The organism is Methylobacterium sp. NPDC097929, from assembly GCF_049543375.1.
Lineage (GTDB): Bacteria > Pseudomonadota > Alphaproteobacteria > Rhizobiales > Beijerinckiaceae > Methylobacterium.
The window spans coordinates 795,223-809,775 of record NZ_JBMVEP010000001.1 but is presented as its reverse complement, the minus strand read 5'-3'; the positions used below and the strand labels follow the sequence as shown (position 1 = coordinate 809,775).

14 protein-coding genes are annotated in these 14,553 nt (G+C 68.7%); 9 read left to right on the top strand and 5 right to left on the bottom strand.

Annotated features, from left to right (window positions below; all coding sequences use genetic code 11):
* Window positions 1–7: 7 nt before the first annotated feature.
* The 3 genes from ACPCJR_RS03895 to ACPCJR_RS03885 form a co-directional block, all read right to left on the bottom strand.
* On the bottom strand, window positions 8–2,722 hold the full coding sequence (locus ACPCJR_RS03895; RefSeq protein ID WP_391510594.1) for a ligase-associated DNA damage response DEXH box helicase: 2,715 nt from the start codon (window positions 2,720–2,722) through the stop codon (window positions 8–10).
* Between the two features lie 87 nt (window positions 2,723–2,809).
* Window positions 2,810–3,904: a hypothetical protein gene (locus tag ACPCJR_RS03890; protein WP_391510595.1), complete on the bottom strand. Its 1,095-nt coding sequence runs from the start codon at window positions 3,902–3,904 to the stop codon at window positions 2,810–2,812.
* 128 nt (window positions 3,905–4,032) lie between these two features.
* A complete protein-coding gene (locus ACPCJR_RS03885; RefSeq protein WP_391510596.1) occupies window positions 4,033–4,983 on the bottom strand; it encodes an alpha/beta hydrolase in 951 nt (316 codons plus the stop codon).
* Window positions 4,984–5,212: 229 nt separating this feature from the next.
* Here ACPCJR_RS03885 and ACPCJR_RS03880 point away from each other — a divergent pair, with 229 nt between their 5' ends.
* From ACPCJR_RS03880 to ACPCJR_RS03845, 8 genes are all read left to right on the top strand, one after another.
* Complete coding sequence (locus ACPCJR_RS03880; RefSeq protein WP_391510598.1) at window positions 5,213–5,569, top strand: DUF6460 domain-containing protein; 357 nt, start codon at window positions 5,213–5,215, stop codon at window positions 5,567–5,569.
* Window positions 5,570–5,701: 132 nt separating this feature from the next.
* On the top strand, window positions 5,702–7,099 hold the full coding sequence (locus ACPCJR_RS03875) for a heterodisulfide reductase-related iron-sulfur binding cluster (protein WP_391510599.1): 1,398 nt from the start codon (window positions 5,702–5,704) through the stop codon (window positions 7,097–7,099).
* A 113-nt stretch (window positions 7,100–7,212) separates the two neighbouring features.
* Entirely contained in the window at window positions 7,213–7,599 is a 387-nt protein-coding gene (locus ACPCJR_RS03870) for a response regulator (RefSeq protein ID WP_331286349.1), read from the top strand.
* Between the two features lie 144 nt (window positions 7,600–7,743).
* A complete protein-coding gene (locus ACPCJR_RS03865) occupies window positions 7,744–9,039 on the top strand; it encodes an O-acetylhomoserine aminocarboxypropyltransferase/cysteine synthase family protein (RefSeq protein WP_391510600.1) in 1,296 nt (431 codons plus the stop codon).
* Between the two features lie 5 nt (window positions 9,040–9,044).
* On the top strand, window positions 9,045–9,590 hold the full coding sequence (locus tag ACPCJR_RS03860; protein WP_391510601.1) for a L,D-transpeptidase family protein: 546 nt from the start codon (window positions 9,045–9,047) through the stop codon (window positions 9,588–9,590).
* Between the two features lie 252 nt (window positions 9,591–9,842).
* Window positions 9,843–10,007: a hypothetical protein gene (locus ACPCJR_RS03855; RefSeq protein WP_391510602.1), complete on the top strand. Its 165-nt coding sequence runs from the start codon at window positions 9,843–9,845 to the stop codon at window positions 10,005–10,007.
* A gap of 119 nt (window positions 10,008–10,126) precedes the next feature.
* Window positions 10,127–11,140: a zinc-dependent alcohol dehydrogenase family protein gene (locus tag ACPCJR_RS03850; RefSeq protein WP_391510603.1), complete on the top strand. Its 1,014-nt coding sequence runs from the start codon at window positions 10,127–10,129 to the stop codon at window positions 11,138–11,140.
* Window positions 11,141–11,167: 27 nt separating this feature from the next.
* On the top strand, window positions 11,168–11,509 hold the full coding sequence (locus tag ACPCJR_RS03845) for a hypothetical protein (RefSeq protein WP_391510604.1): 342 nt from the start codon (window positions 11,168–11,170) through the stop codon (window positions 11,507–11,509).
* 116 nt (window positions 11,510–11,625) lie between these two features.
* Here ACPCJR_RS03845 and ACPCJR_RS03840 read toward each other — a convergent pair whose 3' ends face one another.
* On the bottom strand, window positions 11,626–12,360 hold the full coding sequence (locus tag ACPCJR_RS03840) for an RNA methyltransferase (protein WP_391510605.1): 735 nt from the start codon (window positions 12,358–12,360) through the stop codon (window positions 11,626–11,628).
* Window positions 12,361–12,427: 67 nt separating this feature from the next.
* Window positions 12,428–12,976: a formaldehyde-activating enzyme gene (locus tag ACPCJR_RS03835; protein WP_003597938.1), complete on the bottom strand. Its 549-nt coding sequence runs from the start codon at window positions 12,974–12,976 to the stop codon at window positions 12,428–12,430.
* A gap of 334 nt (window positions 12,977–13,310) precedes the next feature.
* Between ACPCJR_RS03835 and ACPCJR_RS03830 the strand changes: the two genes are divergently transcribed.
* Window positions 13,311–14,525, top strand: coding sequence for an NADP-dependent isocitrate dehydrogenase (locus ACPCJR_RS03830; RefSeq protein ID WP_391510606.1), 1,215 nt, complete (start codon window positions 13,311–13,313; stop codon window positions 14,523–14,525).
* Window positions 14,526–14,553 lie beyond the last annotated feature (28 nt).

The following is a 14,553-nucleotide window of genomic DNA, read 5'->3' as shown; positions in this document are numbered from 1 at the left end:
GAGCGCCTTAAGCTAAGGCTTCTTGCAGCAGCTCGGCTTCGGCCTCGGCCAGGATCTCGTCGGCCCCCTCCCCGTAGACCCGCTCGCGCCCGATTTCGAGCATGACGGACACGGAGAGCGGCGAGACCCGGTCGAGCGCCCTGTGGGTGATTCGCCCCCGGATGCGCTTCAGCATCATGCCGAGGCGGGTCACGTCGAGGAGTCCGGTTGCCGCATCCTGGCGCGCGGCGCGCAGGAGCAGGTGGTCCGGCTGGTGGCGGCGCAGCACGTCGTAGATCAGGTCGGTCGAGATCGTGACCTGCCGGCCGGTCTTCTTCTGGCCGGGAAAGCGCCGCTCGATCAGCCCGGCGATCACCGCGCATTGCCGGAAGGTGCGCTTCATCATGGCCGACTCGTCGAGCCACGCTTCGAGATCGTCGCCGAGCATGTCCTCGTCGAACAGGGCCTCCATGAACCCGGGCGAGAGCGCGGCACGCTCGCGGACATCCCGCGTGCACCAGATGGCGATGCCGTAATCGTTGGCGGCGAATCCCAGGGGGCGCATGCCGGCACGCTCCAGGCGCCGGGTCAGCAGCATCCCGAGCGTCTGGTGGGCGAGCCGCCCCTCGAACGGGAATGCCGTCAGGTAATGGCGCCCCGCGCGCGGAAACGTCTCGACCAGGAGGTCGCGCTCGCCGGGCAGGGCCGAGTGCCGGCGCTGCTGGGCGAGGTAGTCCGAGAGCTGGCGCGGCAGCCGGTCCCACTCGAACGGGTCGGCGATGATCGCCCGCACCCGCGCGGCAAGGAAGGTCGAGAGCGGGAACTTCGAGCCCGCGTAGGAGGGAATGGCCGGATCGGTGCCGGGGCCGGCCCGCGTGACGAGGCATTCGTCCTCGGCGAGTCCTTCGAAGCGTAAGACCTCGCCCGCGAACAGGAAGGTGTCGCCGGTCGTCAGCGTCTCGGCGAAATCCTCCTCGATCTCGCCCAGCGTCCGGCCGCCTTTGGGGAGCACGGTGCCGGGCTTGGCGCGCAGGCTGCGGGCCATGCGCACCTTGATATGCGTGGATTCGACGATGGTGCCGATGTTCATGCGGTATTGCTGCGCCACCCGGGCGTCGCGCACCCGCCACCTGCCGTCGGACCCACGCAGGATCTTGGCAAAGCGCTCGTAGGCGCGCAGCGCATAGCCGCCGGTGGCGACGTAATCGACCACCGCCTCGAAATCCTTCCAGGACAGGCTCGCGTAGGGCGCGGCCGAGACGATCTCCTCGTAGAGGTCAAGCGGATCGAAGGCGTCGGCGCAGGCCATGCCGAGCACGTGCTGGGCGAGCACGTCGGGTGCGCCGAGGCGGGCGTCGGGGGTGTCCTGCGCGGCCTCCTCCACCGCGTCGAGGGCGGCGCGGCATTCCAGCATCTCGAAGCGGTTGCCGGGCACGAGATAGGCCTTGGACGGCTCGTCCATGCGGTGGTTGGCCCGGCCGATCCGCTGCATGATCCGGCTCGCGCCCTTCGGCGCGCCGAGATTGACCACGAGATCGACGTCGCCCCAGTCGATGCCGAGATCGAGCGTGGCGGTGCAGACGATGGCGCGCAACTGCCCCGCCGCCATCGCCGCCTCGACCCGGCGGCGCTGCGTGGCGTCGAGCGAGCCGTGGTGCAGGGCGATCGGCAGGGTGTCGTCGTTGAGCCGCCACAGCTCCTGGAAGGTGTACTCCGCCTGGAGCCGGGTGTTGACGAAGACGAGCACCATGCGATGCCCACGGATCAGGTCGTAGATCGCCGGCATCGCGTGCCGGGCGGTGTGGCCGGAGAGCGGCAGCGTGCGCCCGATCTCGAGCATGTGTAGGTCGGGCTTGGCCCCGCCCCTCACCACGACGAGGTCGGCCATGGGTGCGGCCTTATCCCCTCCCCCCTCTGCGGGAGAGGGTGGCCCTCGCGTCAGCGAGGGTCGGGAGAGGGGAGCGCCGTCTCCGGAAGGATCTGAGCCGGCCCCTCTCCCGCCCGCTTCGCGGGCACCCTCCCCCGCAGAGGGGGGAGGGTTTTGTGACACGAGATATTTTCGCAGCTCGTCCGGCTCCCGCACGGTCGCCGAGAGGCCGATGGCGCGGGCCTCGGGCGCCAGACGCCGCACCCGGGCGAGCGCGAGCGAGAGGAGATCGCCGCGCTTCGAGGTGACGAGCGCGTGCAGCTCATCCAGCACGACCGTCTTCAGCCCAGCGAAGAACGTCTCCGCCTCGCGGTGGGCGAGCAGCAGCGAGAGCTGTTCGGGCGTGGTGAGCAGGATGTCCGGCGGGCGCTGGATCTGCCGGGCGCGCTTGTGCGCCGGGGTGTCGCCGGTGCGGGTCTCGACCGTCACCGGCAGATCCATGCCGGCGATCGGCGCATCGAGATTGCGGGCGATGTCGACCGCGAGCGCCTTGAGCGGCGAGACGTAGAGGGTGTGGAGCCCCTTCGCCCTGCCCTTTGCGCCACCCGTCCGCTCGCTCAGCTCGACCAGGCTCGGCAGGAAGCCCGCCAGCGTCTTGCCCGCGCCCGTCGGCGCGACGAGCAGCGCCGAGCGCCCGGCCCGTACGGTCGCGAGCAGTTCGAGCTGGTGCGGGCGGGGCGACCAGCCGCGCTCGGCGAACCACGCGCAGAAACGGGGCGGAAGGCAGGTGGGGTGCACGTGGTCCGTGAGCGCAGCGATCAGGCGACCAAGAACGTTCTGCACGCCGTGTTGGGTCCTTCCCGCCGGGGCGTCCATCCGTCCACCGGGCCGATCTCGGGGCGGCCCGGTGGCGGCGGTCCATCGCGGATCATGGACTTCGGGGCGAGGCGCGTGAGGGGCCTTTCAGGTCGAGGCTTCGTCGGAACTCTTTTCCTTCGGCTTGATCGTCGAGCGAACGATCATGAACTTGTTCAGCAGATCGAACCAGAACGGCGCGCCGAGCATGATCGCGAGCGCGGTGATGAACCATCCTGCGAGAATGGAGATGCCGCGCGAGACGGGGTTGTCGAACCGGCATTCCTGATCGGTCGCGCGTTGCTCGGCGGCGCGTTGCGCCGGGACCTTGTCGGCTAGGCTCTTGCTGTCGGTGGAGTCCGGATTCGCGTCGGCTCCTGCCGTGCTCTTCGGGGCCGAACCGCTGGCGGCGACGGCTTCCGCTGCCTGCTTCCGGCTGCTGCAGGTCTGGGGAGCCGGATAGGGCAGACCGTCCTGCAGCTTCCAGCCGATCGGATAGCCCACCGCGTCGAGCTGATCCTTCAGGCGGGTCACGGTCGCGAGCCCCGTGGCGTCGCCTCCGCTCGGGAGTTCGAAGCGTTCGGCCTGGGCGACGATCGCTTCCCTCAGCGGCCGGTCGCGCATCAGGCGGTCGACGATCGAGAAGGTATCGACGTTGAAGGCAACCGCCGCCCCGAAGCCCAGCGCCAGGAGAACCCAGGATGTTCGCCGCGTGTACCAGCCGGCGGCCCGGTCCATCGTGCCGTCGTACCAATCCTCAATGGAGCGGCGAACCTTGGTGAGGTCCCCTTCCGCCGTCGCGATCGCGTTGAGGACTACGCGCTGGACCGGATTCGGCGTCGCCGTTGCGGTAAGGGAAGCCTTGAGCGGCTCGATCGAGAGGATTTTGCCTTGCTCGCTCGACCCGGCGACGAGGTCGAGCAGAGCTGCCGAAAAATTCTTCCGCGGGATGTAGGAGGGAAGGTTCCTGCCCTGCGACTTATAACTTCCCGCGTAGAGGGAGGCGATCAATGGATGATTGTAGAGATTTTGAAGAGTATTATTATCCCCTCGAACGATCTCCCTCAGTGCTCTCTCCAGATCCTTCGCCCTGCTCTTGAAGATGCTCTCCACGAGCTCTCGAAGCGCGCTCGCGATCAGGCTCATGAAGAGATAGAGAAACGAGACGCCGATCGCGACATCGATGACTTCAGACCCGAACATGATCGAATCTCCAAACGCGGAGCATTCGATTGAAAATCCGGGTATCTGTCAATCTCCGGTTGCGGAGCTTTGATGTCGCGAAGGTCTGTCGTCCCGCGAGTGTGCCTCGGGCACTCGATGCGCCCGCGTCACGCCAGCGCCATCAGGAAGCGGTCGATCAGCTCCAGGGCGCGCTCGGTCAGCGCGCCGGGATAGCGCACGAAGATGTGGCAGCCTCCGGCATAGACCGCGGTGTGGCCGCCGTTGTTGGCCGCCGCCCAGCGGGCCGACATGTAGAGCGTGTCGTCGAGCAGCGGATCGGCGGTGCCCACGGTGAAGAGCGCGGGCGGCAGCCCCTTCAGGTCGGCGTAGAGCGGCGAGACGTCGGGGCGACGGCGGTCGATGCCCTCGCGCACGTAGCCGTCGGCGAAGCGCTTGAGGTCGGTGGTGTTGATGACGAGGCGTTCCTCGCCCCACAGCCGCACGCTCGGCGTCAGGCCGAGATCGTAGAAGCCGGCATTGAGGTTGGCGCCGCGGAAGGCGCGGGGCAGGCCGTGCCGGTCGCGCAGGCGCAGGAGCGTCATCACCGCGAGATGCGCGCCGACCGACTCGCCGCCGATGGTGAGTGCGTGCACGCCGAGTTCCGCCTTGCCGGGGCCGGCGAGCCAGAGGGCGGCCGCCTCGCAATCCTCCAGCGCCGCCGGGTAGGGATGCTCCGGCGCCAGCCGGTACTCGACCGAGAGGCAGACGAAGTTGCAGGCGTCGGCGATGCGCTCCAGCCAGGGGTCCTGCTCGTCGGCCGCGCCCCAGACCCAGCCGCCGCGGTGAATGTGCAGGTAGGCGCCCCGCGGCTTGCCGTTGGGTCGGATCACGCGCAGCGCCAGCGGGCCGCCCGGCCCCTCGATGGTGAGCGTCTCGGCGCGGGTGCTGCGCGGCATGGCCGGCGAGGCCTTCGTGCCCGCCCGGCGGCGCGCCCGCACCTCCTCGATCGGCAGGGTCCAGGGATCGGCCTGCGCGGCGTGGGCGGCCACGATCTCCGCATTGAGCGCTTTCGTCTCGGCATCGATCGTCGCCGGGTCGAACAGAGCGTGATCGATCATGGCCCTTCTCAGGTCGCGTGCGGTGAATGGGAGATCATGGGGCGGAGCCCGTTGCGGCCCACCATCTTGAGTGGAACGCCCGGGGATGCCATCTGGCTGCCATCCCGAACGGGCCGAATGCCGCCGATCGCGGGCGGTTTCGCACGAGTGTGACTGGCAGGCAACGCCGTTGCGGTGCGGCCACGCCGTCTCGCGCGCTCGGCCGGAATTGGCGAGGACACCGACGAACATGATCGGCGATTACGACAGGCAACGCCGCGCCGCGCCCGACCACGGCGCCTACCCGGTCGAGCCGCGCGCCGGCGGGCACCGGCCCCGCTCCGGGCTCAACCGCTTCCTCGGCGGCTCGCCGATGGCGGTGTTCGTGAAGCTCCTCTTCCTCTCCGTGCTCGTCGGCGCGGTGATGGCGATGTTCGGCCTCACGCCGGGCCTGCTGTTCTGGCAGATTTACGATTTGACCCGCTCGCTGATCGACCTCGGGCTCGACACCTTCCACGATTTCGGTCGCTGGATCCTCGCCGGCGCGGCGGTGGTCGTGCCGATCTGGTTCATCGCCCGCCTGCTCACCGTCTCCCGCGACCGTTGAGGCGATGCCGGGCCGGTCCCCGATGGGGGCGGGGCGCGACAAAGCGGCAGCTTAGAACCGTTCCCGATTGCCCCATCCTCGGGAACGGTTCTAAGACGATCCAAGAAAGAAGAAACCGCACCGAGGCGTGTCGTGCAGACCAACTTCGCTCCCGCGCAGCTCGCCGATCCCGCGATGGCGGCATCCGAGAAGATCCTGCGCACCTGCGTGCATTGCGGCTTCTGCACCGCCACCTGCCCGACCTACCTTCTGCTCGGCGACGAACTCGATTCCCCGCGCGGCCGCATCTACCTCATCAAGGACATGCTGGAGGGCGGCAAGCCGGCCAGCCGCGAGGTGGTCAAGCATGTCGACCGGTGCCTCTCCTGCCTGTCCTGCATGACGACCTGCCCCTCGGGCGTGCACTACATGCACCTCGTCGATCACGCCCGCACCCATATCGAGAACACCTACGCGCGGCCCCTCTCCGACCGGCTGCTGCGCGCGGTGCTGGCCCTCGTCCTGCCCTATCCGAACCGCTTCCGGCTGGCGCTGCTCGCGGCCAAGCTCGGCGCACCGTTCCGTCCGCTGGTCGCGCGGCTGCCGCGCGTCGGCAACCGGCTCGCGGCGATGCTCGACCTCGCCCCCGCCCAGCTGCCGAACCGCAACCGCACCGACCGGCCCGGCACCTTCCCCGCCGACACCTCGGCGCAGGAAATCAGCGACCTGTTCCAGACCGGCGAGGACGCCGCGCCGGCCAAAAAGCGCGGCCGGGTCGCGCTGCTGCGCGGCTGCGCCCAGAGCGTCCTGCGGCCGGATTTCAACGAGGCGGCGATCCGCCTGCTCAACCGCCACGGGGTCGAGGTCGTCCTGCCCAAGGGCGAGGGCTGCTGCGGCGCGCTGACCCATCACATGGGCAAGGAGGAGAACGCCCACGGCCACGCCAAGCGCACGATCGACGCCTGGATCGCCGAGATGGACGGGCCGGGCCTCGACGCCATCGTCGTCACTGCCTCGGGCTGCGGCACGACGATCAAGGATTACGGCTTCATGTTCCGCGACGACCCGGCCTATGCCGAGAAGGCGGCGCGGGTCTCGGGCATCGCGCGGGACGTGACGGAGTACATGGCCGAGATCGGCCTGCTGCCGCCGGTGGAGGACACCGACCTCGTGGTCGCCTACCACTCCGCCTGCTCGATGCAGCACGGCCAGGCCATCCGCACCGAGCCGAAGACCCTCCTCAAGAAGGCCGGCTTCACGGTGAAGGATGTGCCCGAAGGTCACATCTGTTGCGGCTCGGCCGGGACCTACAACATCCTCCAGCCGGAGATCGCCGCCCGCCTGCGCGACCGCAAGGTGGCCAATATCGAGCGCGTCCGGCCCGACCTCATCGCCACCGGCAATATCGGCTGCGCCACCCAGATCGGGAAGGGAACCGACATCCCGATCGTGCATACGGTCGAGCTGCTCGACTGGGCGACCGGCGGCCCGCGGCCGGAGGCTTTGGCGAACCTGCCGGCCAGATCCGGCCCTGTCCCGGCACACGCTTGAGGTCAAGCTGTTTCTCGCCGCCATGCACAATTGTGTTGCGGCCCTTCCTTGACCTCGCTGCAGGTGCGAATTAGGCCCGCAACCAGCGTCGGCCCGAGATCGTTTGCAGCTTCATGACAGAGAACCCCGCAGAGCAGCCCGTCGTCCTCTTGGTCGAAGATGACGGTCTGCTGCTGATGGAAGCCTCCGATACCTTGGCCGAGGCCGGGTTCAACGTCCTCGAAGCGCACCACGCCGACAAGGCGCTCACGGTGCTGGAAGGCCGCCCCGATGTCGGGGTGCTGATGACCGACGTCGACATGCCCATGGGCTCGATGGACGGCTTCGCCCTGGCCCGGCTCGTTGCCCATCGCTGGCCCGAAATCCCGGTGCTGATCGTCTCGGGCATGGGCACGCCCGGCCCCGGCGACATGCCGGAGGGCGCCCGCTTCATTCCCAAGCCCTACGCGCCGACCATGCTGGTGCGCACCCTCAAGGCCTGCCTCAAGCGCGCCGCCTGAGTTTCCTCAGACGCGAAGCGCATGGCGGTCGCGCCTGCGAAAGGCGCGGATCGCGGGTTTCGCCGCCGCCCGTTTCGCGGCAGAAGGCGGTGAAGGACGCGTCCCGCGACGCGCGAGCCCAGACCGATCAGTTCAGGTCCCGCCATGACCGCCGACCCCAAGCCCTATCGCCTCGCCACCCAGGCGGTCCATGCGGGCGCCGCGCCCGACCCCGCCACCGGCGCGCGGGCGCAGCCGATCTACTTCACCAACGGCTTCGTCTTCGACTCGACCGAGCAGGCGGCCGACATCTTCGCGATGCGCAAGACCGGCTTCTCCTACTCGCGCGGCTCGAACCCGACGGTCGCCGCGCTGGAGCGCCGGGTCGCCGCGCTGGAGGGCGCCAAGGCGGCGGTGGCGGTCTCCTCCGGCCAGTCGGCGGTGCTGCTGGTGATGATGACGCTGATGCAGACGGGCGACGCCTACGTCGCCTCGCCGCGCCTGTTCGGCGGCTCGCTCGGCCTGATGCGCCGGCTCGAAGGCCGTTACAACCTCACCCCGCACTTCGCCGCCGACCTGACGCCGGAAGCCTTCGAGGCGGCGATCACGCCCCAGACCAAGGCGATCATCTGCGAGTCGATCGTCAACCCCTGCGCTACCGTGATGGACCTGGAGGGCATCGCGGCGGTCGCCAAGCGCCACGGCCTGCCGCTCGTCATCGACAACACGCTGGCCTCGCCCGCCCTGATCCGGCCGATCGAGCACGGCGCCGACATCGTCGTGCACTCGACCTCGAAGTTCCTGGGCGGCTCGGGCCAGGTGATCGGCGGCATGATCTGCGATGCCGGCACCTTCGACTGGAAGAGCCACGGCTCGCGCTACAATCTCATCAACGATCCCTGGCCGGACTATGACGGCCTGATCGTCAGCGAGCGCTTTCCCGAGATCCCCTTCGCGGTGGCCTGCCGCCTGTTCGGCCTGCGCGACCTCGGCCCCGGCCTCTCGCCGATGAACGCCTTCCTCACCCTCACCGGCATCGAGACCCTGCCCCTGCGCATGGCGCGCCACTGTGCCAACGCTAAGGCGGTGGCCGCCTTCCTCAAGGACCACCCGGCGGTGGCGTGGGTGAGCTATCCGGCCCTGCCCGGCCAGAAGGGCGAGGCGCTGGCCCGTCGCTACGTGCCGCAGGGGCCGGGCTCGATCTTCACCTTCGCGCTCAAGGGCGGCGAGCCGGCCGCACTCCGGTTCATCACGAACCTGGAGCTGATTTCCCACCTCGTGAACATCGGCGAGATCAAGTCGCTGGCGATCCACCCGGCCACCACGACCCACCGCCAGCTCCGCCCCGAGGAGCGTGCGGCGGCCTGCGTCGGCCCCGAGACGGTGCGTCTCTCGATCGGCCTGGAGGATCCCGAGGATCTGATCGCGGATATCGAGCAGGCTCTGGCCAAGATCGGCTGAGGCCGATGCGGCGGCGGCACTGGGCTCTCGTTCTCGGCGCCGTCGTCCTCGTCGGCGTCGGCGCGCTGGCCCTGATCGATTTCCTCCAGATCGGCCGCACCGAGCCGCCGCTGCGGCCCGAGGCGGAGCGGGCCGACCGCATCCTCGTGGAGAAGGCGGCCCGCCGCCTCACCCTGCTGCGCGAGGGGCGCGTGCTCGCGACGTATCGGGTCTCGCTCGGCTTCACGCCCGAGGGCCACAAGGCCCGCGAAGGCGACGGGCGCACGCCCGAGGGCCGCTACGCCATCGCCTACCGCAACCCGCGCAGCGTCGCGCATCTCTCGCTCAAGGTGTCCTACCCCTCCCCCGCCGACGAGGCGGCGGCGCGGGCCGGCGGCTATCCGCCCGGCGGCGACATCATGATCCACGGCCTGATGAACGGCTTCTCGTGGTTCGGCCGCCTGCACCGGCTGATGGACTGGACGCAGGGCTGCGTCGGCGTCACCAACGCCGAGATGCGGGAGATCTACGCCCGCGTGGATCTCGGCACGCCCATCGAGATCACGCCCTGAAGGCTCCGTCCCAGCCGCTCGGTGGACAGAATGCCGCGGTGGATTCCGCTCCCTTCGAGGTCTCCTGAGGGGAAGACGGACGGCGCATTCGCATCGGCCTGACGAAGCTCGAAAAAATCCTGTTCGAGACGACGCGATGTCGCATCGAAGCACAGTCGAAGACGAGCAAAACACCCAGGAACGCAAAAGCAGGTACAGGGTTGTTGGGTCAGCGATCACAATCGATCGTCGGATAAGTCAAAGGATCTTCTAATGACTCAGCCGAACCAGCACACGAAGAGCAACAACTCGCGCAATGCTGATCAAGATGGATCGAAGAACTCTGGGCAGGGGCATAAGGGCTCGGTCCAGCACTCGGACGACGGCCGCCTGAAGGAGAACCGCGATCAGGGCGTCCACCGCGGCGACAAGGAGTGATCCGGCCGCAATCGGTCGTGAACGGGTTTCCGGGATCGTGAGGAAGAGGTCGCCTTCGGGCGGCCTCTTTCCATATCTGCTCCGATACGCACCCGACCTGATCGCGACGGGAGACCGCCATGCGCGCCTACGAGATGTCCGCAGCCGATGGCCTCGACAGCTGGAGAAGCGCCGAGCGGCCGACGCCCGAGCCGGGGCGCGGGCAGGTTCTGGTGCGGCTGCGCGCCGCCTCCCTGAACTACCGCGACCTGCTGATCTGCGAGGGGCGCTATCCCTTCGCGATCAATCTCGATCGGATGATCCCGGTCTCCGACGGGGCGGGCGAAGTCGTGGCGCTCGGCGAGGGAGTCCGCCGCTTCCGGGGCGGCGAGCGCGTCGCCGGCATCTTCTCGCAGAGCTGGCTCGGCGGCGCTCAGGTCGCCGACATGTGGCAGACGGCGCTGGGCGGCGCCGTCGACGGTGTGCTGGCCGAGTACCGGGTCTTCGACGAGGACGGGCTCGTGACGTTGCCCGAGAGCCTGAGCTTCGAGGAGGGGGCGACCTTGCCCTGCGCGGCGGTGACCGCCTGGAACGCGCTCTACGGCCTGAAGCCCCTGCGGGCCGGGCAGACGGTGCTGACGCTGGGCACCGGAGGCGTCTCGATCTTCGCGATCCAGCTCGCCCGGGCGGCAGGCGCGCGGGTCATCGCCACCTCGTCGAGCGAGGCCAAGCTGGAGCGGGCGAAGGCGCTCGGGGCGCACGACACGATCAACTACCGCAGCCATCCCGACTGGCAGCACGAGGTACGCCGTCTGACGGACGGTGCGGGCGTCGATCACGTGGTCGAGGTCGGCGGCACGGGCACCCTGCCCCGCTCCATCGCCTCGACCCGTCCCGGCGGTCATGTCGGCCTGATCGGACTGCTCGCGCCCGGTGAAGCCATCGACCCGCTGGCGATCCTCGGTGCGAGCTGCATCGTGCGCGGCGTCGCCGTGGGCTCGCGGGAGATGTTCGAGGACATGAACCGCTCGTTCGCCCTGCACCGGATCGAGCCGGTGATCGATCGGGTCTACGCCTTCGACGAGGCGCCCGCCGCCCTCGCCGACTTGGCCAAGGCGACGCATGTCGGCAAGATCGTGATCCGGATCGATTGACGGGCCGGACGGTCGAAGGGGCAGAGGATGCGCTGGGTCGCGGGGTGGACACTTCTTCCGGCGCTGCTCCTGCCGGCGGCGGCGACCGCTGAGGACGTCACGACGGTGCGGACCGAGTCCTTCCCCCGGCCGCCCTATTCCGGGGCGACCTACTACGTCTACGAGCGGGCGGGCCGGACGATCTGCACCAAGCTTTCGGTCTGCAACAAGTTCGACCAGTGCGAGACGCGCTACGTCGAAGGCGCCTTCCGTGCGCCCGAGGACACCGCGACCGGCGAGCCCTACGGCACGACGCCGGCGGTGCCGATCGCGCCGGCCTCGCTCGCCAAGCATGTCTGCCTCACGCGCTTCGGGCTCGCGCGTCGGTAGCGCGCCTTCCGTCCCTCGTGGCAAGGCGGAGCCGAAGCCATCCAGCGCGCGGCCGGTCCGGAAAGGTCGCGCCCCTGGATCGCTTCGCTTTTGCTCGCGAGGACGGGGAGGATGCTCTACGCCTCGTTCGCCTTCCCGCGGCGGTTCAGCGCCCGCAAGGCTCCGCGGAAGGTGCGCACGTCCTGCTCCGTCATCGCCATGCGATGGAGCATGTCGCGCATGTTGCGGGCGATGATCTCGCGCTTCTCCGGCGGGTAGAAGCCGGCTCCGGCCAGGGTCTCCTCCAGGCTCGCGAACAGCGAGAGCACCGCCTCGCGGGTCGCGGGCGGCGAGAGCATCTCGCCCGCAAAGCGCAGGGACGCGAGGCCGGCGGCGCGGCGCCAGGCGTAGCCCATCAGCAGCACGGCCTGGGCGAGGTTGAGCGAGGGAAACTCGTCCGTGACCGGGAAGGTGACGATGGCATCGGCCAGCGACACCTCGTCGTTGCTCAAGCCCACCCGCTCGCGCCCGAACATCAGCCCGACCCGCTCGCCCCGCCCGACGCGCTCGGCGCTGCCCGCCATCGCGGCCTCGGGGTCCATCACCCGCTTCATCTGGCCGCGCTCGCGCGCCGTGGTGGCGAGCAGGTAGTGCAGGTCGGCGATCGCCTCCGGCACCGTGGCGTAGACCTTCGCCCCGTCGAGCACGTGCGTGGCGCCGGAGGCGGCCTCCCGCACGCCCTTCTTCGGCCAGCCGTTCTTCGGGGCCACGAGGCGCAGCTCGGAGAGCCCGAAATTCGCCATGGCGCGGGCGGTCATGCCGATGTTCTCGGCCAGCTGCGGCTCGACCAGGATGACGACGGGGGTGCTCATTTCTTCCGACACGCGACGCAAGGGAGCCGCGCCGCCAGCAAAGCCGGCGGCGCGGGTTTGGAAATTCTCAGATCTTACCGTCGAGGCCCATCTGGTAGTATTTGTGGACGATCTTGTCCTGGTTCTCCAAGAGCCAGTCGATCGAGGGCTCGTTGGTCATGGCCTTGCGGATCGCCTCGGTCATGCCCTTGCGCTGGATCTCGAACAGCGCCTTGTGATCGACGCTCTCGGCCTGGATCACGCCGGGGCTGAGCCAGACCGAGCAGATGATGCCCAGATCGTTGGCCTTCTCCTTGGGGATGTAGCCGGCGCGCACCGCGTCGAGCACGCCGTTGGCGATGGCGTACTGCACCGTGCCCATCAGGATCGAGGTGTACTTGTTCTCGGTCACGCTGACCTTGGAAACGCAGAGCGTCACCGGGCGGACCATGATGTCGGTGTTGAGCAGCGCGAAGACGCGGCTGTGGCCGACGACCTGATCGCCGGTGAGGGTGGCCAGCGCGGTGCCGACCGGGCCGTCCAGCTCGCCGATGATGACTTCCGGCTCGGAGGCGGTGTTGGGCGGGCCGCCCGCGACGAGGGCCTCGCCGGCACGCAGGATGATGCGGTCGCTCATGGTGTCTCCGTCCTCTTGCTCTTCGTTGATGCGCGGGTGGTCGCAGTGCCGCCCGCGTTTGTCCAGGCCGCTTAGCGCCGGGCCGGCGTGCACTCTTGCGCTGGAGCGACATCCGCTTTGGCCGAGCGCCTCAGAAGGGGACCGGCTTCGGCTTTGCCCGCGCCGCCATCCGCTTGGTCAGGCTCGGTAACAGAATCGCTTGTCCGAAACGGGCTGTCCGGCACCGGCTTTGTCGCGTTGCTGCGCTGCGTTATAGGGGCGGCGACAAGGTTCCGGGGAGACGTGCGGAGGGCAGTCGGCCGGCCGCGCGGCACCGGGCATGCGAGGGACCGACATGGCGAAGATCAAGGTGGCCAATCCGGTCGTCGAGCTCGACGGCGACGAGATGACCCGGATCATCTGGGCGGACATCAAGAACAAGCTCATCCACCCCTACCTCGATCTCGACCTCGACTATTACGACCTCGGCGTCGAGCACCGCGACGCGACCAACGATCAGGTGACGGTCGATGCGGCGGAGGCGATCAAGCGCCACGGCGTCGGCGTGAAATGCGCCACCATCACGCCGGACGAGGCCCGCGTCGAAGAGTTCAAGCTCAAGGAGATGTGGCGTTCGCCCAACGGCACGATCCGCAATATCCTCGGCGGCGTGATCTTCCGCGAGCCGATCATCTGCTCGAACGTGCCGCGCCTCGTGCCGGGCTGGACCCAGCCCTTCGTGATCGGCCGCCACGCCTACGGCGACCAGTACCGCGCCACCGACTTCAAGGTGCCCGGCAAGGGCCGCCTGACCATCAAGTTCGAGGGCGACGACGGCACCGTTATCGAGAAGGAGGTGTTCAAGTTCCCGGACGCCGGCGTCGCGATGTCGATGTACAATCTCGATCAGTCGATCATCGACTTCGCCCGGGCCTCGTTCAACTACGGTCTGGCTCGCAAGTACCCAGTCTATCTGTCGACCAAGAACACCATCCTCAAGGTCTATGACGGGCGCTTCAAGGACCTGTTCCAAAAGGTGTTCGACGAGGAGTTCAAATCGAAGTTCCAGTCGCTCGGCCTCGTCTACGAGCACCGCCTGATCGACGACATGGTCGCCTCCTGCCTGAAGTGGTCGGGCGGCTACGTCTGGGCCTGCAAGAACTACGACGGCGACGTGCAGTCCGACACGGCGGCGCAGGGCTTCGGCTCGCTCGGCCTGATGACCTCGGTGCTGATGACGCCGGACGGCCAGACCGTGGAGGCCGAGGCCGCCCACGGCACCGTGACGCGCCACTACCGCGAGCACCAGAAGGGCAAGGCGACCTCGACCAACTCGATCGCCTCGATCTTCGCCTGGACCCGCGGCCTCGCCCACCGGGCCAAGCTCGACGACAACGCCGATCTCGCGAAGTTCGCCTCCACCCTGGAGAAGGTCTGCGTCGACACGGTCGAGTCCGGACACATGACCAAGGACCTCGCCCTCCTCGTCGGCCCGGACCAGAAGTGGCTCACCACCGACGGCTTCCTCGACAAGGTCGATGAGAACCTGAAGGCGGCGATGGCGGTGTGAGGGCACTTCGCCACCAAGCGTCCCGGTG

Bases quoted from the DNA above. Each gene is read 5' to 3' on its own strand.
- ACPCJR_RS03895 (WP_391510594.1), bottom strand. From the start codon at position 2,722: ATGGACGCCCCGGCGGGAAGGACCCAACACGGCGTGCAGAACGTTCTT.
- ACPCJR_RS03870 (WP_331286349.1), top strand. From the start codon at position 7,213: ATGACAGAGAACCCCGCAGAGCAGCCCGTCGTCCTCTTGGTCGAAGAT.
- ACPCJR_RS03850 (WP_391510603.1), top strand. From the start codon at position 10,127: ATGCGCGCCTACGAGATGTCCGCAGCCGATGGCCTCGACAGCTGGAGA.
- ACPCJR_RS03835 (WP_003597938.1), bottom strand. From the start codon at position 12,976: ATGAGCGACCGCATCATCCTGCGTGCCGGCGAGGCCCTCGTCGCGGGC.
- ACPCJR_RS03860 (WP_391510601.1), top strand. From the start codon at position 9,045: ATGCGGCGGCGGCACTGGGCTCTCGTTCTCGGCGCCGTCGTCCTCGTC.
- ACPCJR_RS03830 (WP_391510606.1), top strand. From the start codon at position 13,311: ATGGCGAAGATCAAGGTGGCCAATCCGGTCGTCGAGCTCGACGGCGAC.
- ACPCJR_RS03890 (WP_391510595.1), bottom strand. From the start codon at position 3,904: ATGTTCGGGTCTGAAGTCATCGATGTCGCGATCGGCGTCTCGTTTCTC.
- ACPCJR_RS03880 (WP_391510598.1), top strand. From the start codon at position 5,213: ATGATCGGCGATTACGACAGGCAACGCCGCGCCGCGCCCGACCACGGC.
- ACPCJR_RS03845 (WP_391510604.1), top strand. From the start codon at position 11,168: ATGCGCTGGGTCGCGGGGTGGACACTTCTTCCGGCGCTGCTCCTGCCG.
- ACPCJR_RS03840 (WP_391510605.1), bottom strand. From the start codon at position 12,360: ATGAGCACCCCCGTCGTCATCCTGGTCGAGCCGCAGCTGGCCGAGAAC.
- ACPCJR_RS03855 (WP_391510602.1), top strand. From the start codon at position 9,843: ATGACTCAGCCGAACCAGCACACGAAGAGCAACAACTCGCGCAATGCT.
- ACPCJR_RS03865 (WP_391510600.1), top strand. From the start codon at position 7,744: ATGACCGCCGACCCCAAGCCCTATCGCCTCGCCACCCAGGCGGTCCAT.
- ACPCJR_RS03885 (WP_391510596.1), bottom strand. From the start codon at position 4,983: ATGATCGATCACGCTCTGTTCGACCCGGCGACGATCGATGCCGAGACG.